Origin of the sequence: Streptomyces sp. SudanB52_2052 (assembly GCF_964272415.1) — a bacterium.
GTDB classification, from domain to species: domain Bacteria; phylum Actinomycetota; class Actinomycetes; order Streptomycetales; family Streptomycetaceae; genus Streptomyces; species Streptomyces olindensis.
Genome location: NZ_OZ186796.1, coordinates 2,994,015 through 3,012,642 on the forward strand (window position 1 = coordinate 2,994,015; position 18,628 = coordinate 3,012,642).

General features: G+C 72.8%; 17 protein-coding genes. 5 read left to right on the forward strand and 12 right to left on the reverse strand.

What is annotated here, in order from left to right; all coding sequences use genetic code 11:
• Positions 1-29 precede the first annotated feature (29 nt).
• The 6 genes from ACSUPV_RS12965 to ACSUPV_RS12990 all read right to left on the reverse strand — a co-directional run bounded on the left by ACSUPV_RS12965 (position 30) and on the right by ACSUPV_RS12990 (position 9,666).
• The gene (locus ACSUPV_RS12965) at positions 30-1,025 is read right to left on the reverse strand and encodes an alpha/beta hydrolase (protein WP_037765386.1); all 996 of its coding nucleotides are present in this window, start codon (positions 1,023-1,025) and stop codon (positions 30-32) included.
• 7 nt (positions 1,026-1,032) lie between these two features.
• The gene (locus tag ACSUPV_RS12970; protein WP_436947521.1) at positions 1,033-3,852 is read right to left on the reverse strand and encodes an AAA family ATPase; all 2,820 of its coding nucleotides are present in this window, start codon (positions 3,850-3,852) and stop codon (positions 1,033-1,035) included.
• On the reverse strand, positions 3,840-4,892 hold the full coding sequence (locus ACSUPV_RS12975) for a helix-turn-helix domain-containing protein (protein WP_436947522.1): 1,053 nt from the start codon (positions 4,890-4,892) through the stop codon (positions 3,840-3,842). Before ACSUPV_RS12975 ends, ACSUPV_RS12970 begins: the two co-directional genes overlap by 13 nt.
• Before the next feature lie 82 nt (positions 4,893-4,974).
• Positions 4,975-7,812: an ATP-binding protein gene (locus ACSUPV_RS12980; RefSeq protein WP_436947523.1), complete on the reverse strand. Its 2,838-nt coding sequence runs from the start codon at positions 7,810-7,812 to the stop codon at positions 4,975-4,977.
• Between the two features lie 154 nt (positions 7,813-7,966).
• Positions 7,967-8,584, reverse strand: coding sequence for an FMN reductase (locus tag ACSUPV_RS12985; RefSeq protein WP_436947524.1), 618 nt, complete (start codon positions 8,582-8,584; stop codon positions 7,967-7,969).
• Entirely contained in the window at positions 8,581-9,666 is a 1,086-nt protein-coding gene (locus tag ACSUPV_RS12990) for an LLM class flavin-dependent oxidoreductase (protein WP_037765377.1), read from the reverse strand. Before ACSUPV_RS12990 ends, ACSUPV_RS12985 begins: the two co-directional genes overlap by 4 nt.
• Before the next feature lie 211 nt (positions 9,667-9,877).
• On the opposite strand from ACSUPV_RS12990, the gene ACSUPV_RS12995 reads away from it, so the two are divergent.
• Positions 9,878-10,603, forward strand: coding sequence for a hypothetical protein (locus tag ACSUPV_RS12995; RefSeq protein ID WP_436947525.1), 726 nt, complete (start codon positions 9,878-9,880; stop codon positions 10,601-10,603).
• Between the two features lie 47 nt (positions 10,604-10,650).
• On the opposite strand, the gene ACSUPV_RS13000 is transcribed toward ACSUPV_RS12995, so the two are convergent.
• Positions 10,651-10,908: a hypothetical protein gene (locus ACSUPV_RS13000; protein ID WP_051851406.1), complete on the reverse strand. Its 258-nt coding sequence runs from the start codon at positions 10,906-10,908 to the stop codon at positions 10,651-10,653.
• Positions 10,909-11,014: 106 nt separating this feature from the next.
• Between ACSUPV_RS13000 and ACSUPV_RS13005 the strand changes: the two genes are divergently transcribed.
• Both ACSUPV_RS13005 and ACSUPV_RS13010 read left to right on the forward strand, forming a co-directional pair.
• On the forward strand, positions 11,015-11,611 hold the full coding sequence (locus ACSUPV_RS13005; protein WP_436947526.1) for a TetR/AcrR family transcriptional regulator: 597 nt from the start codon (positions 11,015-11,017) through the stop codon (positions 11,609-11,611).
• Positions 11,612-11,711: 100 nt separating this feature from the next.
• Positions 11,712-12,164, forward strand: a complete 453-nt coding sequence (locus tag ACSUPV_RS13010; RefSeq protein WP_436947527.1) for an Asp23/Gls24 family envelope stress response protein — start codon at positions 11,712-11,714, stop codon at positions 12,162-12,164.
• Between the two features lie 38 nt (positions 12,165-12,202).
• Here ACSUPV_RS13010 and ACSUPV_RS13015 read toward each other — a convergent pair whose 3' ends face one another.
• From ACSUPV_RS13015 to ACSUPV_RS13025, 3 genes are read right to left on the reverse strand one after another with little or no spacing between them, the layout of a single operon-like run.
• Entirely contained in the window at positions 12,203-12,874 is a 672-nt protein-coding gene (locus tag ACSUPV_RS13015) for an MBL fold metallo-hydrolase (protein WP_436947528.1), read from the reverse strand.
• Positions 12,875-12,916: 42 nt separating this feature from the next.
• Positions 12,917-13,264, reverse strand: coding sequence for an AzlD domain-containing protein (locus ACSUPV_RS13020; protein WP_436947529.1), 348 nt, complete (start codon positions 13,262-13,264; stop codon positions 12,917-12,919).
• Positions 13,261-13,944 (reverse strand): AzlC family ABC transporter permease, encoded by a 684-nt coding sequence (locus ACSUPV_RS13025; RefSeq protein WP_436947530.1) that lies wholly within the window; start codon positions 13,942-13,944, stop codon positions 13,261-13,263. The genes ACSUPV_RS13020 and ACSUPV_RS13025 overlap by 4 nt, the downstream gene beginning before the upstream one ends.
• Before the next feature lie 109 nt (positions 13,945-14,053).
• Here ACSUPV_RS13025 and ACSUPV_RS13030 point away from each other — a divergent pair, with 109 nt between their 5' ends.
• Positions 14,054-14,584, forward strand: a complete 531-nt coding sequence (locus ACSUPV_RS13030) for a helix-turn-helix domain-containing protein (RefSeq protein WP_436949899.1) — start codon at positions 14,054-14,056, stop codon at positions 14,582-14,584.
• Between the two features lie 63 nt (positions 14,585-14,647).
• On the opposite strand, the gene ACSUPV_RS13035 is transcribed toward ACSUPV_RS13030, so the two are convergent.
• Complete coding sequence (locus ACSUPV_RS13035; RefSeq protein WP_382614170.1) at positions 14,648-15,676, reverse strand: Ku protein; 1,029 nt, start codon at positions 15,674-15,676, stop codon at positions 14,648-14,650.
• Positions 15,677-15,730: 54 nt separating this feature from the next.
• Between ACSUPV_RS13035 and ligD the strand changes: the two genes are divergently transcribed.
• Positions 15,731-16,612, forward strand: coding sequence for a non-homologous end-joining DNA ligase (ligD, locus tag ACSUPV_RS13040; protein ID WP_031117415.1), 882 nt, complete (start codon positions 15,731-15,733; stop codon positions 16,610-16,612).
• A 1,137-nt stretch (positions 16,613-17,749) separates the two neighbouring features.
• Here the strand turns inward: ligD and ACSUPV_RS13045 are convergent.
• Positions 17,750-18,553 carry a nuclease-related domain-containing protein gene (locus tag ACSUPV_RS13045; protein ID WP_031114520.1) on the reverse strand — a complete coding sequence of 268 codons (804 nt, stop codon included), beginning with the start codon at positions 18,551-18,553 and terminating at the stop codon, positions 17,750-17,752.
• Positions 18,554-18,628: the final 75 nt, after the last annotated feature.

Genomic DNA, 18,628 nt, shown 5'->3' on the forward strand with positions numbered 1-18,628 from the left:
CGATTCCTGACGGCCCTCGGCCCTCGGCCTCAGCGCCGGTCGGCCAGGGCGTCCCCGAGGAAGCGGCCGCCCTGGCTGATCGCGGCCCGTGTGGGAGGGCTGTTCCTCAGGGGGTTCAGGGAGACGAAGTCGTGCACCGTCCCCAGATAGCGGACGGCGGTCACGGGCACCCCCGCCAGCCGCAGCAGGCGAGCGTACTGTTCGCCCTCGTCCCGGACGACATCCGCCTCCGCCGACACGACCAGGGCGGGGGGCAGTCCTGCGAGATCCTCGGGGGTGGCCCGCAGCGGCGCGGCCGTGGGCTCCGCGAGTTCGCGCTCGTCGTCGACGTACTGCTGCCAGTACCACTCGACAGCGGCGCGCGTCAGGAGGTAGCCGTACTCGAACTGTTCCGCCGACTCGGTGTCGCTGTCCGGGTCGGTCATCGGGTAGTAGAGCAACTGCGCCCGGATGCGGGGGCCGCCGCGCTGCTTGGCCAGCATGGTGAGGGCCGTGGCCATGGTCGCGCCGGCGCAGTCGCCGGCCACCGCCAGCCTCCGGCCGTTCAGGGCCAGTTCGGCCGCCTGCTCGACGATCCAGGTCAGGACCGCGTACGACTCCTCCAGCTGGACCGGGGAGCGGGCCTCCGGCGTACGGGTGTACTCGGGCACCACGAAGGCGGCGCCGCTGATGGCCGCCAACTCGCTGATCATGCGCGCGTGCGTCCGGCCGTCGCCGAGCATCCATCGGCCGCCGTGGAGGTACACGACCACGGGAAGGGGGCCGGCCGGCCGCGTCGGCCGGAACAGCCAGAAGCCGACGAGCCCGGCGGGACCCACGGGTGCCACCCTGAACTCGGCGTCCACGGCGAAGTCGTCCGGTGTGTGGCCCTGCATCTCCAGCAGGGCCTGCCGCCCGTCGACCGGGCCGAGCTGGTGCAGGTACGGCGGTGCGGCACAGGCGTCTACGAGCCGCTGGACGAGGGGATCGAGGACGACGGCGGGACGGCCGCGTCCGCCGGCATCCGTGGGGGGCTCGAAGTTCACATCTCCCTCATAGGTCCTCGAAGAGACCGCGGAGCTGGTTGCGGCTGCTGACCCCCAGTTTTGGATACACGTTGTAGAGGTGGGAGCTGACCGTGCGAGGGGAGAGCATCAGCTGCTCGGCTATCTCCCGGTTGCGCAGCCCCCGCGCGGCCAGCCGGACGATCTCCCGCTGCTGGGCGGTCAGCTCCGCCAGCGGGTCGGCCTTGGCGGGCTCGGTGGCCACGCCGCTGGCCCGCAGTTCCACGCGGGCCTCCTCCGCCAGGGCCGTCGCGCCGAGCCGGGTGAACGACTCCAGTGCCGTGGCCAGCAGCGGGCGGGCGTCCAGCGGGCGCCGTCGCCGGCGCAGCCACTGCGCGTAGTGCAGCCTCGCCTGCGCCCGTGCCAACGGCCACTGGTCGCCCGCCGGGTTCACCGTGGCGAGCCGGAAGTGGTGCTCGGCGTCCTTGGGATCTCCGGTGAGCGCGGCGGCATGGTGCAGCAGCAGGGTCATCCGCATCGTGGGCTGCGGCCCCATCGCGGCGCGCACCACCTCGACGATGCGTGCCGCGTCCTTCTCCCGGCCCGTCCGTTGGGCGGCCGCGGCGAGATCCGCGATCGACCGGGGTGACAGGAAGTAGTGCAGAGGCGTGCCGTCCTCGCCGAACAGCAGGCGGAAATGCCGGAACGCGCCGTCGAAGTCGCCGGCGAGCACGGCGGTCGTACCCGCGGCCCGCAGAAGGCGGGCGTGGGTGGCGCGGTTCTCCTCCAGCGCGACCGCCGTCCAGGCCGGGTCCGTCGGCAGGTCGTCGGTCTCGCCCCGAAGGGCCCGCAGGGTTGCCCGCAGGGCCTCGACGTCGATCTGGAGATGCCTCCACTTGTGAACAGCAGCCAACGCCGCGGACTTGTCGAGATGCTCGTCGGCCTCCGCCCATCGGCCGGTGTCGATCAGCGACGCCGCCACCGCCGCGAGCGAGGGTGCGGCCGAGCCCAGGGCGCCGTACGCACTGAGCATGGCGTACCCCTGCCGGTGGGCGTCGACGCACAGGTCGGACTCGTCGGCGTACCAGGCGACCCCGCCCAGGCCCAGGAGGCGGGTCATCGCCGCGACGTCGGCCGACGCCTCGGGCGCCCCCGGCTGTCGAAGGATGCGTCGCAGCAACTCGGGGGCCCGGGTGGGGTCGGCTCCGGCCAGGGAGGCGGCCCGCACCGCGTCGGAGCTGTCGCTCGTCGCCAGCTCGGCGTAGGAGGTCTCGGAGTTCCCGGTGTCCACGCCGTCCAGCACGGCCTCGACCGGGCGCCTGACGTCGGGCAGGCCCGACTGGTAGCCGACGGCCGCGAGGATGCTGGTCAGAGCGACCACCGTCATGCCGTTCCCGGGGGGATGCGGCTCCAGCGCCCTCATCAGGATCCGGAACGCCTGCCGCTGATGGCCGAACAGGGACATGCCCATGCCGGCGCCGCAGGCGGCCATGCCGAGCAGATCCCGGTCGTCGGTCAGCGCGGTGACCTTGTCGAACAGCTCTCTCACCCACAGGGGATCGCCGACGTTCTGGGCGGCTCGCAGTGCCTTCGTGTACCGGCGGGCCCGGTCGGCGGGCGCGGGGCTGCACTCGGCGGAACGTTGCAGTGCCTGGCCGGCCGCGTAGAAGCCGCCGCGTTTCTCGGCGAGTTCGGCGGTGTCCTCCAGAGCCGCCGCCACGGTCTCGTCGTGGCCGACGCATGCCGCGGCCAGGTGCCAGGCGCGGCGGGCCGGGTCCGTCGTGAGGGCGGAGGCCAGATCCCGGTGGATCTGTTGCCGCAGGTGCGCCGGGGCCGCGTGGTAGGCGCCCGTGCGGACCAGCGGATGCCGGAAGAGCACCTGTCCGTCCCAGACGGCGACGAGGCCGATCTCCTCGGCCGGGGCCCATGCCGACAGATCGGACCCTGCGCCGGCGGCGGCCATGATGGTGGCGAGGTCTTCGCCCTGCGACGCCGCGGCATAGAGGATCAACTGCCGAGTCGTCTCGGGCAGACCCCGGAGCCGGGCGGCGTACAGCTCCTGGATGCGTTCCGTCCGCGGCAGTCCGCTGCCGGGCAGCACGCCCAGGCCGCCCCTTCCGGCCGCGCGGCACAGCTCGATGATGGCCAGCGGGTTTCCACCGGCCTGCCGCAGCAGCTCGATCCGTGTCCGGCCGGTGGGGGCGTGCGGCTGGGCGTCCAGGAGTTCGGCCGCGGCCTGTTCGGTCAGCGGCCCCAACAGCACGGTGGGCAGGTCCGCCGGGACCCCGGTGGGGGCCGTGTGGCCACGTGCGGTCAGCAGCACCGACACGTCCTGTGCCGTGATGCGGCGCATCACGAAACCGCACACGTCGAGGGAGTCCCGGTCGAAGTGCTGGACGTCGTCGAGGGCCAGCAGGACGCGCTGCCGGTTCGAGACCTCGCTCAGCAGTGCCAGGACGGCCGTACGCAGCAGCATGGAGTCGGGCGGCCCCTCGTCTTGAGCGGTGCCGAACGCCGTCTCGAGTGCCTTGCGCAGATGGCCGGGGAGTGCGGCGGCACCGGAGAGAACGGGGAGGAGCAGCTGGTGCAGGGACGCGAAGGACTGGGGCGACTCGGCCTCGATGCCCTGGGACGTCAGGACGAGCGTTCCCCTGTCACGTGCGTGGTCCACGGCGGCGGCCAGCAGCCTCGACTTGCCCGTGCCGGCGTCGCCGAGCAGGAGCAGCGTCCGTGGTTCGGTCCGCCCCTCTTCGACGATGTCCAGGACCTGGGCGACCTCGGCCTGTCGGCCCACCAGCCGCGTGCCGGACATCGGGGAGTACGCGGTACCGCGCCTGACGTGCGGCTCGGCCTCGGTCAGTTCGGCCACGACGGCTCCGTCTCCGTTTCGTCCGGGCGGGGGACGTCCCGCCATTCACTGGGGGACATCCCGTAGGCGGCCCGGAACACCCGGCTGAAGTGGGCGGCGCTGGTGAAGCCCCACCGGTGTGCCACCGCGGCGATGGTGAGCCCCGTGTTGTCCCGGCCGCCCAGATCCCGCAGGCACGCCTCCAGTCGGCGGCTCTGGATCCACCGGCTGACCGTGGTGTCCTCGCGCTCGAACAGTTTGTGCAGGTAGCGCACGGAGATGTGGTGGGCGCGGGCAATGGTCCTCGGGGTCAGGTCCGGATCGGGGAGATGCCGACCGATGAACGCCCGTATCCGCAGCAGCAGCGCCGCGTCGCCGCTCGGGGTCCCGGTGGGGATCCTGCCGAGCCGTTCGTCGGCCAGGACGGTCAGGATGTCCACGACGTTGCGGGCGATCGACTCGCCGGTGTGCGCGCGGTACGTTCCGGCCTCGTCCGCGAGCCGGTCCAGGCAGGTGGCCAGCAGCCCGCCCAGCGCCGTGTCGGAGCCCATGGGGGACGCCGTGATGTGCCGCAGGTCCGACTCGCTGAGGCCCAGGACCTGCCGGGGTATCACCAGGGACTTGGTCCGGAAGCGATCAGGGAGGATCAGCCTGACCGGGCGTGCCATGTCGTAGAGGAAGACCTCGCCCTGCCGCAGGGCCAGGTCGCGGGTGTCCTGCTCGATGCGGCCGCGCCCCTTGCTCAACAGCTTCACGACGACGTACTGCTCCTCGTCGCCCTGGGCGATGAGCCGCGGTGTGCGCCGGGCCTCCAGCGGATCACCGTCCACCGTGGTGACCTGGAGCCGGCCGAGCGGTGCCGTACGGATCGTCCCCGAGTTCACCTCCCGGGCGACCGAGATGTCCACGGCGCCGAACGTCCGGGACAGGGCCTCGCGCCAGTGGGCGCGTCGTTGCCGGGCGGGCACATGGGCCGTGGTGAGCGCGGTGCCCGCGAAGCTTCCCTTGTCGGGTGCCGGTGTGTCCGGCGTCTCCCCCCGCCATTCAGTTTTCTGAACCACCTCACCATCATCACGGCACGCCGGTGTCCGCACATCGCACGGTTGGTCCGATGCGGGGCAGCCCTCGTGTGATACGAAGCGGTTACTCTCCGTCGTCGCGGGCCTCCACCAGTCCGGCCAGCTCCACGCGCGAGGTGATGTCGAGCTTGGTGAAGGCGCGTCGCAGGTGGGAGCTCACGGTGTGCGGTGAGAGCGAGAGGCGCTCCGCGACCTGTCGGTTGGTCAGTCCCTGGGCGACGAGCCGCACCACCCCTACTTCCGAGACGGTCAGCTCCGGCCAGCCCTTCACGGTTCCCGCGGAGGTGGTGCGTCGCCGGACTCCCGCGGCCCGCAGGCGGCGGCGGACCCGTGCGACGTCCCGCTCGGCGCCCGCCTCCGTGTAGAGGGCGAGGGCGGTGTCGAGGTAGGGCACGGCTTCGGACGCACGGGTGGCGGCCAGTTTGCGTCCGGCGTCCTCCAGCGCGGAGGCGCGGGCCAGGAGCCGGGGACAGCCGTCGTACAGGCGGACCGCACGCAGGAGTTGAGCGAGGTCGTTGTCGAGCAGTCCGCGGGCGTGCGAGGCCGCTGCCGCCAGGATCGTGAAGTCGGGGTTGAGCTTCGCGCGGCGCTCCGCCACGGAGACGGCCAGCGCGGCCCGTTCGTGGGCACCGGCCCGCAGCGCCATGCGGACGAAGACCGGAGCGTCAGCGGGATCGTCGGGGCTGGCGAGGGAGGGCCTCTCCTCGGGGAGCGCCACGACCGCTTCGTCGAGTGCCCGCATGGCCTGGTCGGGCCGGCCCTCGAAGTCGGCCACCAGCGCGGTCATCCAGGAGCCGACGTTGCGGACGAGCGGCGCCTCGTCCCTCAGCATCCGCTCCGCCTGGGCCGCGTACGTGCGTGCGGCCTCCTGATCGTTGGTGTGGACGGCGACGCGCACGAGCGTGTACAGGAGCGTGGCGTCCGCGAAATTGCCCATGCCCAGTTCGTCGACCATCGCCGACGCGGCCTCCGCCTCGGCCCGGGCGTCCGCCAGCCGCCCGGCGTCCAGGAGTGCGCGCGAGCGGTTCATGAGCCACAGGAGCATGGCGGCCGCCTGGCCCTGACGCCGGGTGTCCCTGACGCCGGCCTCGGACTCCGCGAGCGCCTCACCGGCCCGGCCCGCCGCGTTGAGCAGGAAGCCCTTCCACAGCGCTTCCGGCACCCACAGGGAATGGGCGATGCCGAGGTCGGCCGCCAGTGCGGCGGCCCGGTCCGCCAGCCGGAACGCCGCACCCCAGTCCATCCGGTAGTAGCGCACGACCGAGTCGACGGCGACAGCGGTGGCCTCGGCGGTCCGGTCCCCGGCCTCGTGGGCGGCCTCCAGCGCCTCGGTCACGGCGTGGGCGCACGCCTCCATGTCGCCGATGTTCGCCAGGTTGAGGCACAGCAGCGCCAGCAGTTGGGCTCGCAACGGTGTCGGCAGGCCGGGCAGCGCCGCCCCGGCACGGGCCTGCCGGACCGCTTCCATGAAGTCGAACTGGCTGGACAGGCGCGCCAGACCGAGCCGTACCTGTGCCTCGTCCTCGGCGCGCAGGATGCCGGGCAGGGCGGAGGCACCCAGCGCCCGAGCCCGCGCGGCCTGCCCGCTCTGCCACAGCAGGAGGATCGTTTCGGCCACGATGGCGGGCCGTTCCGGCGCCTCCTCGGCGGTGAGTTCGAGGGCCCGCCGGCTGAGTTCGGCCGCCGGTGCGGAGGCGGTGGCGGCGAGTTCCGCCGCGGCGGTACGCAGCCGCTCGACGGCCAGACGGTCGCCGGCCTCCGCGCTGTCGGCCAGCAGCGTGGCGGTCTCGACAGCGGGCGCGCCCTGCTCCATCAGCACGTCGGCGGCATGACGGCGCAGGGCCCGGCGCACCGAGACGGGCAGGCCGGCCTCGACCGCCTCGCGGATCAGGTCATGGCGGAAGTGCAGACGGCCGTCCCGTTCGACCAGCAGGTCGGAGTCGAGGGATTCCCGCACCGCGTTGATCAGCGCGGCGGCCGGTCTTCCGAGGAGCTCGGCCAGCACGTCCACGGTGATCGAGCGGCCCACGGCGGAGGCGGTCTGTACGACGTCGCGGGCCGGTCCGGACAGCAGATCGAGGCGGCGCCCGACGGAGGACAGCAGACGGACCGGCATGGCTTCGCCCGAGAGCCGCGCCACATCGTCGGCGACCGTCACCGCGTTCTCGTCCCGCAAGCCGCCGAGCATCTCCACCAGCAGCAGCGGCAGGCCCTCCGCGCGGCGGGCGACCCTCAAAACCTCGGGATCGGGCGCCGCGCCCAGGACGTCCTCGGCGATCTGCGCCACCGCCTCGTCCGTGAGGGGCCCGAGGCGCAGCTCGTACGCGCCGGCCTGCCGCAGTCGGTCCAGTGCCCCGCGCACCAGCGGGGTCCTGGTCGCGCTGCGAACGGCCACCAGCCACAGGATCGCGTGCGACGACAGCCGGGCCGAGAGGGTGCGGACAGCGAGCAGGGTCAGGTCGTCGCACCACTGAAGATCGTCGAGGACGATGAGCAGCGGCCGGTCCAGGGCCGTCCGCTCCAGCCGGTCCTGCAGTTCCTGAAGCAGCCAGAACCGCTGGTCGGGGACCGTGGAGAGCTCCCGCACCTTCGCAGCGTCGAGCAGGGGTTCCACGCCGGACAGCAGTCCGTCCAGCAACGGCCCGAGCGGCACGAAGTGTTCGTCGGGGTCCGCGCCCCCGAGGAACGCGCGGAAGCCACGCCGTACCGCGGCGGCGTGTCCCTCCGCCAGAAGACGGGTCTTGCCGCTTCCCGGAGCGCCCTCGACGCACACGACTCCGCCGTGGCCCCGGGCGAGGGCGTCGAGTCGTGCGTCGAGGAACGCCAGTTCCTCGTCCCGGCCGCGCACCGGCGCCCGTGCGGCCCCCGTGTCTGCAAGGGGCCGCTTCGTGTACCGGTTCATGCGCCACTCTCATAAGCCATGGCCGCACGGAATGCGGCTACGGCGGCGTGCGACGCGGTGAATCTGCACGAAGCATGCCATACCTGAGTGGGAACGCATGCGCGATTCCGCCGACACAGAGGGTGCTCGCTCCGGAGAGCCGCCAGGGTCGGCTTCAGTCGAACCGCAGGTCGGAGAGCTGCCGCTCGAGCGTGGTGATGTCGTCGTCCCCCGGCTCCGGCGTCACCGCGCGGACGGCCATGAGGGCGGCGAGCTCACCGCCTGCCCGTCGTATGCGCGCGGGCAGGCCCTCGGTGTACTCGTCGCCGCCGGATCCCCAGTCCTCGGACGCCGCGTAGACCGCGGTGGGGACGACGGTGGCGCGCAGGTGGGCGAAGAGCGGGCGCAGGGCGTGTTCCAGGACCAGGGAGTGGCGAGCGGTGCCTCCGGTGGCCGCGACGAGGACCGGCTTGCCGGTGAGGGCATCGGGGTCGATCAGGTCGAAGAACGACTTGAAAAGGCCGCTGTAGGAGGCGGTGAACACGGGGGTCACGGCGATCAGGCCGTGGGCGCCCGTCACCGCGTCGATCGCGGAGGCCAGTTGGGGCGACGGGAATCCGGTCACGAGGTGGTTGGCGACGGCGACGGCCAGCTCCCGCAGTTCGATGACCTCCGTGTCCACGTCCTGGTCGTGAGCGGCGAGTTCGCCGCGGGCCGACTCGGCGAGACGGTCGGCGAGCAGGCGGGTGGAGGACGGGGTACTCAGCCCCGCGGACACGGCGACGAGCCTCATGCGGCGGACACCTCCCGAACGGCCAGCAGCGACGCGTGCGTAGGAGCGTCCGGCACATCGGCCGGGCGGCCGATCGCGAACTCCTTCCGCAGCACGGGCACCACCTCTTCGCCGAGGATGTCGATCTGCTCCAGGACGGTCTTCAGGGGCAGGCCGGCGTGGTCCATCAGGAACAGCTGCCGCTGGTAGTCGCCGACGGTCTCCCGGAAGGACAGGGTGCGCTCGATGACCTGCTGAGGAGAACCCACCGTCAGCGGAGTCTGCTCGGTGAACTCCTCCAGCGAGGGCCCGTGCCCGTAGACGGGCGCGTTGTCGAAGTAGGGGCGGAACTCGCGTACGGCGTCCTGGGAGTTCCGCCGCATGAAGACCTGCCCACCGAGGCCGACGATGGCCTGCTCGGGCCGGCCGTGACCGTGGTAGGCGTAGCGCCGCCGGTACAGCTGGACCATCCGCCTGGTGTGGTCGGCCGGCCAGAAGATGTTGTTGTGGAAGAAGCCGTCGCCGTAGAACGCGGCCTGCTCGGCGATCTCGGGCGAGCGGATGGAGCCGTGCCACACGAACGGCGGCACACCGTCCAGCGGGCGCGGCGTGGAGGTGAAGCCCTGCAGCGGCGTACGGAACTTCCCCTCCCAGCTCACCACGTCCTCGCGCCACAGCCGGCGCAGCAGCGCGTAGTTCTCCTTGGCGAGGTTGAGGCCCTGCCGGATGTCCTGCCCGAACCAGGGATACACCGGGCCGGTGTTGCCGCGCCCCATCATCAGGTCGACCCGCCCATCGGCCAGGTGCTGGAGCATCGCGTAGTCCTCGGCGATCTTCACCGGGTCGTTGGTGGTGATCAGCGTCGTGGCGGTGGAAAGGATCAGCTTCTCGGTCCGGGCGGCGATGTAGCCGAGCATCGTGGTCGGCGACGACGGCACGAAGGGCGGGTTGTGGTGCTCACCGGTCGCAAAGACGTCCAGGCCGACCTCCTCCGCCTTCGACGCTATGGCCACCATCGCCTTGATGCGCTCGCGCTCCGAGGGGGTACGGCCGTTGGTCGGGTCGGGGGTCACGTCCCCCACCGAGAAAATTCCGAACTGCATGGCGTCCTCTTCGTTCCGGCAGCTACCTGGGTTCCGGAAATGTAGGCATCGGTCGGACCGCAGCCATGTCCGTGCGTGCAGAGGAACTTGCCCGTCAGCGCCCTCTCGGCGCCCGCGTGACGGGCGCTGCGGGTGCGCGCCGAACGCCGAGTAGCGCATCCGGAGTCACCGTGCCCAACCTGGAATGAGACCGGCGAGGAAGGGGCGCAGCATGAGAAGGAAGCGCGTGGCGCCGGCCGCCCCTGTGGCCTGCGCGGCGGCGCTGGCGGCCGTCGGTCTCGTCGGCGGTGTGGTGGCGCAGGACCCGAACGGCGTCGAGGACCTCCCCCCGAACGAGATCGTGGAGAAGGCCGTTGACGCGACCAAGAGCGCGGACTCTCTTCGGTTGAAGGGCGTGGCGACGAGCGGACCGGACGAGGTCCGCATGGATCTCGCCGTGAGCAAGAAGGGGGACTGCAAGGGCACCATCAGCCCTCGCGAGGGCATTACGGCGGAGATCATCAAGGTCGGCGATGCCGCGTACCTCAAAGGTGACGAGGCCTTCTGGAAGGACAGGGAGGTCGACGCCGGTGAGGCCGCCTCCCTGCTGGCCGACCAGTGGCTGAAGTTGCCCGCCGGTCAGGAGGGCTTCGGCGAGCTGGCCGAGGTGTGTGACGCGGACAATCTGCTCAAGGACGTTCCCGACCCCGCCGGCGAGGGGCTGACCAAGGGCAAGGTCCACGAGGTCGATGGCCGGCCCGCGGTTCCGGTCTCCGGAAAGGACGGCGACGTCACCGGCAGGATGGAGGTCGCGACGGAGGGCGAGCCGTACATCCTGCGCATCAGCGAGACCGGCGGCGACGAGCCCGTGGACGTGCGGATGACCGACCACAACAAGCCCGTCGACGCCAAGGCGCCGCACCCGGACGACGTTCTCGAGCTGGGTGATCTGGAGTAGGGCGAGCCCTGGTCACCGCTTGCGCACGGACCGGGTGACCGAACCCGTCACCTACGTCGGTCGGCCCGGCTCCTGACGTGGCGGCGGGCCGCCGTCGCCAGGAGTGCGACGCCCGCGCAGCCGACCAGCAGCGCTCCCCACTCGGGTACGTCAGCCGCTCGCAGCAGGCCCGAGACGCCGAAGCTCGTGTTCCAGCCTGCCTCCGTGATGGCCGAGCCGAAGCCCTGAACGGTGAGGATCGCGCCGAAGAGCCAGAGCAGGCCCTGGGCCGAGCCGGCGTTACGGGTCCTGGGGTGGTTGGGCATGACGGGTTCCCCCTGCGGTGCCGAGTTTTTCCGATGCGGTCGCATCACATCGTGCATCGCGAAGAGGATACGATGCAAGTGCATCGGAAAGGCGGGAGGGTGGAGCTTGCCCAGGCAGGTCGACTACGAGGAGCGGCGGGTGCGGATCGCCGACGCGGTCTGCGCGCTGATCGCGCGTTCCGGGATGGAGGCCGTCAGTCTCCGGGACGTCGCCGCCGAGGCGGACGTGTCCATGGGGGCCGTCCAGCGGTGCTTCCGCACCAAGGAGGACATGCTGCTCTTCGCCCTGGAGCACGTCTCGCGGCACGTCAGCGAGCGCGCCGACCGGCGCATCGCCGCGGCCTCGGAGCCGCAGGCCGCGGCCACGCTGCTGTGGCACACCCTGGCCGGAGTCGCCCTGCTGGACGCGGAGTCGAAGGCGCAGGCGCACGTCTGGCTGGCCTTCGTGGGTCACGCACCGGCCAGCGAGAGGCTGAGCGCGGTGCTGCGGGAGACCTACGCCAAGCTCCACGACCTCGTCGTGTGGATCGTCCGGTACGGGCAGGACACCGGGGAGATCCCCCGCCACTTCGACGCCGTCCAGGAGGCGCGGAGCCTGCTCACCGTGGCCGACGGGCTCACGATGCAGGTCCTCGCGGGGCACCAGTCACCCGAGACGGCGCGGGCCGTGCTGCAGCGTCACATCGGTCATCTCCTGGGATGACTTCGGCACTTTCGCCCCATGTGCACCATTGTTCTACCGTGGAGAAGAACGACGCTGCTCATACCACCGCACCGATCATCGAGCCATCGAGGTGACGGCCATGACGGAGACCACTCAGCGCAGAGACACCGCCGGCGGCAAGGGGGACCAGGCTCCCCCGGAGGCCCGCGGGAAGACGGAGATCGCCGACGCGGTCGTGGCGAAGATCGCGGGCATGGCGGCCCGGGAGGTTCCGGAGATCCACCACCTCGGCGGAGGCATGACCAGGGCCCTCGGTGCCGTGCGCCAGCGCGTGCCCGGCGGGGGCAGTGGGGTCACCCAAGGGGTGAAGGTGGAGGTCGGCGAGCGCCAGGCCGCCGTCGACCTCGACGTGGTCGTGGAGTACGGCGCCGCCATCGCCGACACCGCCGCAGACGTCCGGACCAGCGTCGTCAACGCGGTCGAGCGGATGACCGGTCTGGAGGTCGTGGAGGTCAACATCTCCGTCGACGACGTCCATCTGCCGGACGAGCCGGACGAGGAGACCGGGCAGGAGGAGCGGCGCGTGGCCTGACTCCACGCCCGCGCACCCTTCCAGGGGGCGGTGCTCCCTCAGTCGGGAAGCCGCGCGCCCGAGACGCGGGTGCGCTCCCCGTGGCCGCAGCGGACGATCCGGTCGCCGAGGCCGATGCGGTCGGCCTCGGCCAGGAACGCGGACAGGGGCGAGCGCATCACCGTGTAGTCGCCGCAGTGCACCGGCAGGAGCAGCCGGGGGCGGAGACGTCGTGCGAGTTCGGCTCCCTGCGCGCCGTCCATGGTGACCAGGAAGCCGCCGGGCAGGCGGGTGCCGCCGAGGTGGAGGACGGCGAGATCGGCGGCCGGGAAGCGCCTGGTGATCTCGTCGAGGCCGTCGTACACGAGGGTGTCGCCCGAGAGGTGGAGGCGCGTGCGGGACGGTCCTCCGGCGGGGCCGAACTCCAGCATGCTCCCCGTCACCGGCGGCAGCAGCCCGCGCAGCACCGCGTGGCCGGCGTGCCGGTCCGGCAGGGCCGTGACCGTGGCCTGCGCGTCGCCGCGCCGGAGGGTGAGGGACCGCCAGGTGCGCAGCCCGGCGGTGCGGTGGAAGCCGCGCGCGACGCGGAGGCGGCGGGCCGCGTGCGGTGTGGTCAGGATCGGCACCGTGTGGTCCAGGTGCCGACGCGCCCGGCGGTCCCCGTGCAGGTGTGACAGCACGATCCCGTCGAGGCGGGGCAGTTCGTCCACGTCGAGGGCCGGCTCGGTCACCCAGGGGCGGGAAGGCCAGTCGGCGCGGGGGCCGGCGGTGTCTCACGGCACCCCCGCCACCCGCAGCAGTGCCGCCGTGCCCGCCGCCGCCAGTACGACGACGAGGAACGGCGCCCTGCGCCAGGCGAGCACTCCCCCGACCAGGACCCCGAGCGGCCGGGCGGGGCCGGTGAAGGCGTGTCCCTCGGAGAGGGCGGACGTGGCGGCCAGGGCGGCGAGCAGGACCACCGCCGAGACCTCCAGCAGTTTCTCCGCGCGCTCCGGGAAGCCGATCCTGGCCCGCAGGGCCGGGCCCGAGAGGCGGAGCAGGAAGGTGCCGGCCGCCAGGGCGAGCATCGCCATCAGCGTCGGGAGCACCGGCAGCGCGTCGCTCGTCCGCCCCGCCGTCATCGCACGTCCCCTTCCCGCGCCCGGACCAGGGCGAGGGGCAGCGCGGCCAGGGCGGCCAGGACCGGCAGGCCGGCCGGCAGGTACGGGGTGACGGCCAGGGCCAGCGCGCCGCCGGCGAGTGCGGTTCGCCGCAGCGGCCGGGACGTCAGCGCGGGCAGCGTCAGCGCCAGGATCACCGCGGGGAACATGGCGTCCAGGCCGAGGGCGTCGGTGTCCCGCACGACGCTGCCGAGCAGGGCGCCCAGCGCGGCGCCGGCCGGCCAGCAGACCAGGATGCCGAGGCCGCAGAGCCAGTACGCGGCCCGTCTGCGCTCCGGCTCGTCCTGGGCGAGGGCGAAGACGACCGTCTCGTCGTTCATCAGGTGCGCGCCGAGCATCTTGCGTCGGCCCCGGCCGAGGACGTCGGGCACCGCCAGCCCGAACGGCAGGTGGCGCGCGTTGACCAGCAGCCCCGCCAGCAGCGCCGCGAGCGGGCTGCCCCCGGCGGCGATGATCCCGACGAACAGGAACTCGGACGAGGCGGCCAGCACGAGCGCCCCCATCAGCACGGGGAACCACCAGGCGAAGCCCGAGGTGACCGCGAGGGCGCCGTAGGACACGCCGATCACCCCGACGGCCAGGCAGACGAGCGCGATGTCGCGTGGGAGGGTCCCGTCCAGTGTTCTCCAGAACGAACGCATGTTGTTTACACTGAACGCCTGACGTCCTGTTCGTCAAGGCGAACGATCCGACCACTGGAGCGAACGCGCTGTGTCCGACACCGACCCCTCCCCCAAGCCCCCGATCGAGATGATCGCCACGTCCCTGCGAGCGGAGCGCGTGCGGTCCGGGCTCTCCCTCACCGAGGTCGCCCGGCGGGCCGGGCTCGCCAAGTCCACGCTGTCCCAGCTGGAGTCCGGCACCGGGAACCCCAGCCTGGAGACGCTGTGGGCGCTCTGCGTGGCGCTGGAGATCCCCTTCGCCCGGCTGCTCGCGGCTCCCCGGCCGCAGGTGCAGGTCATCCGGGCCGGGCAGGGGCCCGCGGTCGGCTCCGAGCAGAGCGACTACCGTGCGACCCTCCTCGCCGCCTCCCCGCCCGGGGCGCGGCGGGACGTGTACGGCGTGACCGCCGAGCCGGGAGCGGGGCGCTCCTCCGCGCCGCACCTGCCGGGCGTCGTGGAGCACGTCGTGATCAGCACGGGCCGGGCTCTGGTGGGCGTCGCCGATGAGCCGGTGGAGCTCCACCCCGGCGACTACATCTGCTATCCGGCCGACGTCCTGCACGTCTTCCAGGCGCTGGAGCCGGGCACGCGCGCGGTGCTCGTCTCCGAACATCACTGAGTCCGCCTCCCACGAGGACCCACGAGGCGCTCCGCAGGTCCCCCACCCCGAGCCCTCCGCGGGTCAGGCCGAGCGCTTGCGGGGGGTCGACTTCTTCGCCGTCGTCTTCTTCGCGGTGCTCTTCGCGGCCGTCTTCTTCTGCCCCTGCGCGGACTTGGCCGTCGTCTTCTTCGCCGCCGTGGTCTTCTTGGCCGCCGTCTTCTTCGCCGTGGACGTCGACTTCTTGCCGCCGGTCTGTTTGGGGGCCGCGCGGGACGTCTTGCGCTGCGGCAGCGACTGGACCTCGGCGTGGTCCCCGGCCTCCTCGCCGCGGGACTCGCGGGCCGCGCGGACGCTGTTCTCCAGGGCCGCCATCAGGTCCAGGACCTTGCCGCCGGCCGCGGGCTCGGGGGCCTGCGGCGGGGTCTCGCCGGCGGCCTTCGCGGCGATGACCTCCTCCACGGCCTCGCGGTACTCGTCGTGCAGGTCCTCCAGGTCGACCTCACCCAGGGTGTCCATCAGCGCGTCGGCCAGGTCCAGTTCCTTGTCGCGGACCGTGACGTTCGTGTCGGGGGCCACGCCCTCGGGGGCGCGGACCTCGTCCGGCCAGAGCAGGCCGTGCATCGCGATCGCGTCGCCGACCACCCGGAGCATGCCCAGCCGCTCACGGCCGCGCAGGGCGAACTTGGCGATCGCCACCTTGTTGCTGCGCTTGAGCGCCTCGCGCAGCAGGGTGTACGGCTTCGCCGCGGGGGCGCCGCTCGCCTGGAGGTAGTACGCGGCGTCCATCTGGAGCGGGTCGATCCGGTCGGCCGGCACGAAGGCGACGATCTCGATGGTCTTGGCCGTGGGGATCGGGAGGCTGGACAGGTCCTCGTCGGTGATCGGGATGATCGTGCCGTCCGCGTCCTCGTAGCCCTTGCCGATCTCTCCCTGGGTGACCTCGCGGTCCTCCAGCTCGCAGAACTTGCGGTAGCGGATGCGGCCGCCGTCCTCGGTGTGGATCTGGCGGAAGGAGATCGAGTGGCTCTCGGTGGCGTTCACCAGCTTGATCGGGATGCTGACCAGGCCGAACGAGATGGCGCCGTTCCATATGGATCTCACGTGCAGCACCCTTCCGGTCACGCTCGGGAGTGTTCGTAATGGTTTGCGTGGGATTCTTATCGTATGGCGCCTATCACAGAGGTGGAGGGGCGACGGCTCCCGCTCAGCAATCTGGAGAAGGTGCTGTATCCCGCCACCGGCTTCACCAAGGGCGAGGTGCTGCACTACTACGCGACCGTCGCCGAGGTCCTGCTGCCGCATCTGCGCGACCGGGCGGTGTCCTTCCTGCGGTATCCGGACGGGCCCGACGGGCAGGTGTTCTTCACGAAGAACGTGCCGCCGGGTACGCCCGAGTGGGTCACCACCGCCGAGGTGCCGCGGGTGGAGGGGCCGTCGCGGATGGTGCTGGTGCAGGATCTGCCGAGCCTGATGTGGGCGGCCAACCTCGTCACCGAGTTCCACACCCACCAGTGGCTGGTGGACACGCCGGAGGAGGCCGACCGGATCGTCTTCGACCTGGATCCCGGGGCGCCCGCGAGCATCGTGCAGTGCTGCGAGGTCGCGTTGTGGCTGCGGGAGCGGCTGGCGGCGGACGGCATCGAGGCCTACGCCAAGACCTCCGGCTCGAAGGGCCTGCATCTGCTCACCGCGGTGCGCGGGGCGTCCTCCGAGCAGGTGTCCGAGTACGCGAAGGAACTGGCCGTCGAGGCGGAGAAGGCCATGCCCCGGCTGGCACTGCACCGGATGACCAGGAGCCTGCGCCCCGGGAAGGTCTTCGTCGACTGGAGCCAGAACGCCGCCCGCAAGACCACGGCGACCCCCTACACACTGCGGGCCCGCCCCGAGCCGACCGTCTCGGCCCCCGTGACCTGGGAGGAGGTCGAGGAGTGCGGCGCCCCCGGCCGCCTCGACTTCCACGCCCGGGACATCGCACCCCGGGTACAGGACTACGGCGACCTGCTCGCTCCCCTGCTGGACCGGGGGCGGGCGGGGCGGTTGCCGTAGTCCGGGGCGGGGGGTTCCGGGCCCGGGCGGGCCAGGGGGCGGGGCCCGACCGAGCGGGCGCCGCAGGCGGGCGGACCGGCCGAGGCGGGGCACCCGGGCGGCGGCCCGACCGAGACGATTCCCCGGGCGGCTGTCCGACCGGGACAGGTCGTGGAGGCGGCAGCCCAACTGAGGCGGGTCCACCGGGCAGCGGCCCGACCGGGGAGGGTCCTGGAGGCGGCAGCCCAACTGAGGTGGTCCACCAGGCAGCCCCCCGACCGAGGAGGGTCCTGAAGGCGGCAGCCCAACTGAGGTGGTCCACCAGGCAGCCCCCGACCGAGGAGGGTCCTGGAGGCGGCAGCCCGACCGAGGCGGCCCCCGGGCGACAGGGGCACCCGGGCGGGCCGTACAGGGGGCACCCGGGCGCCGACGAAACGGGCGGGTCGGCCGGGCGCCGACCGGACAGGGCGGGTCATGGGGGGCGGCGGCCCGGCCGAGAAGCGGGCACCCGGGGCGGCAGCCGACCGAGGTGGGTCACCCGGGCGGCAGCCGATCGGGGCCCCGCGCCCCGGACGGACAGAGGGCCCCGCGCGCCGGACGGACAGGGAGTACCCAGGCGGCGTCCGGACAGGGAGTACCCAGGCGGCGTCCGGACAGGGTGGGTCACCCGGGCGGCGTCTGCCCAACCCAGGCCGTATCACCCAGGCGATCCCCGCACCTCCGGGGCCGCATCACCCAAGCGGCCCCCGCATCCCGGGGCCGCATCACCCAGGCGGCGCCCGCACCACCCGGGTCGGTCACCCGGGCGACGACCGGACAGGGCAGGCCACCCGGGCAGCGGCCCGCACACCCCAGGCCGGTCATCCGGGCGGCGTCCGCCCAACCCAGGCCGTATCACCCAGGCGATCCCCGCACCCCGGGGCCGCATCACCCAAGCGGCCCCCGCACCCCGGGGCCACATCACCCAAGCGGCCCCCGCACCCCGGGGCCGCATCACCCAAGCGGCCCCCGCACCACCCGGGTCGGTCACCCGGGCGACGACCGGACAGGGCAGGCCACCCGGGCAGCGGCCCTCACACCCCAGGCCGGATCGCCCATGCCGCGCCCGCACCCCCGGGCCCGGATCCTCCAGACGCCCGTATACGCCCACCCCCGCCATCACACCCGCGCCCACGTGTTCCGGTCACGGGCCATCGCGTGCAGGGACTCGACGTCCGCCGGTTTCAGGACGCCGCCCTGGCGGGACAGGGGCTCCAGGTCCGTGTCGGTCAGGACGCGGACCTCGCGGGGCGGGGACGGGAGGGAGAGTTTCGCCGGGCCGACCAGGGCGAGTACGGGGCGGACCTCCGCGGTCAGGGCGTAGGAGGCGCGGGCGGCGTCGGAGCGGACGCGGCGGAGCAGGGGGTACGGGTCGCGGCGGCCCAGGGTGACCAGGGGGTCGGCGACCGTCACCCGCTGCTTGCGCGCGTACAGCGTGTGCAGGGCGAACAGCCCGCCGGGGCCGATCAGCAGGTGGTGGACGCGGTCGCCGCCGGGGAGCGGGACGGAGTGCAGGGTGTGCCAGCCCGCACCGTCCAGGCGGTCCAGGGCGTCGCCGACCGTCTGCTCGGCCTCCAGGGCCCGGCGGCGCGGGTCGGCGCGCAGCCGCCGCGCGGGGCCCGGGTCGCGGTCGAGGGCGACGAGGAGGGCCTCGCCCGGGCGGTTGGGGGCCAGGTCGTCGTCGGGGTGGAGGGCCAGACGGGCGAGTTCGGCGGGGGTCGGCACGGGGGGTGGCCCGACCGTCACGGGGCCGGTGATGAAGGGCCCGAGAGCCCGGAGCACCTCGTCCTCGCGGTCCTCGCCGAGCAGGTTCACCCGGGCCGCGTCACGGTCGTACCAGGCGATGTTCCTGCCGTCCGGGAGGCAGACGTACAGCCGCTCCTGACCGTGCCTCCAGGCCGGCACGACGCGCAGTCCGTCCATGCACCATCACCCCCGACCATGGGAACAGGCGGGGTGCTGCGGGGGCAAGAACCCGGCTACCTTTGGAAGGAGTTG

What these genes read in the sequence shown, in the direction of transcription:
- ACSUPV_RS13025 (WP_436947530.1), bottom strand. Translation starts at nt 13,944, where the DNA reads ATGCGTTCGTTCTGGAGAACACTGGACGGGACCCTCCCACGCGACATC.
- ACSUPV_RS13010 (WP_436947527.1), top strand. Translation starts at nt 11,712, where the DNA reads ATGACGGAGACCACTCAGCGCAGAGACACCGCCGGCGGCAAGGGGGAC.
- ACSUPV_RS12990 (WP_037765377.1), bottom strand. Translation starts at nt 9,666, where the DNA reads ATGCAGTTCGGAATTTTCTCGGTGGGGGACGTGACCCCCGACCCGACC.
- ACSUPV_RS12980 (WP_436947523.1), bottom strand. Translation starts at nt 7,812, where the DNA reads ATGAACCGGTACACGAAGCGGCCCCTTGCAGACACGGGGGCCGCACGG.
- ACSUPV_RS13045 (WP_031114520.1), bottom strand. Translation starts at nt 18,553, where the DNA reads ATGGACGGACTGCGCGTCGTGCCGGCCTGGAGGCACGGTCAGGAGCGG.
- ACSUPV_RS13020 (WP_436947529.1), bottom strand. Translation starts at nt 13,264, where the DNA reads ATGACGGCGGGGCGGACGAGCGACGCGCTGCCGGTGCTCCCGACGCTG.
- ACSUPV_RS13000 (WP_051851406.1), bottom strand. Translation starts at nt 10,908, where the DNA reads ATGCCCAACCACCCCAGGACCCGTAACGCCGGCTCGGCCCAGGGCCTG.
- ACSUPV_RS12995 (WP_436947525.1), top strand. Translation starts at nt 9,878, where the DNA reads ATGAGAAGGAAGCGCGTGGCGCCGGCCGCCCCTGTGGCCTGCGCGGCG.
- ligD (WP_031117415.1), top strand. Translation starts at nt 15,731, where the DNA reads ATGGCGCCTATCACAGAGGTGGAGGGGCGACGGCTCCCGCTCAGCAAT.
- ACSUPV_RS12985 (WP_436947524.1), bottom strand. Translation starts at nt 8,584, where the DNA reads ATGAGGCTCGTCGCCGTGTCCGCGGGGCTGAGTACCCCGTCCTCCACC.
- ACSUPV_RS13030 (WP_436949899.1), top strand. Translation starts at nt 14,054, where the DNA reads ATGATCGCCACGTCCCTGCGAGCGGAGCGCGTGCGGTCCGGGCTCTCC.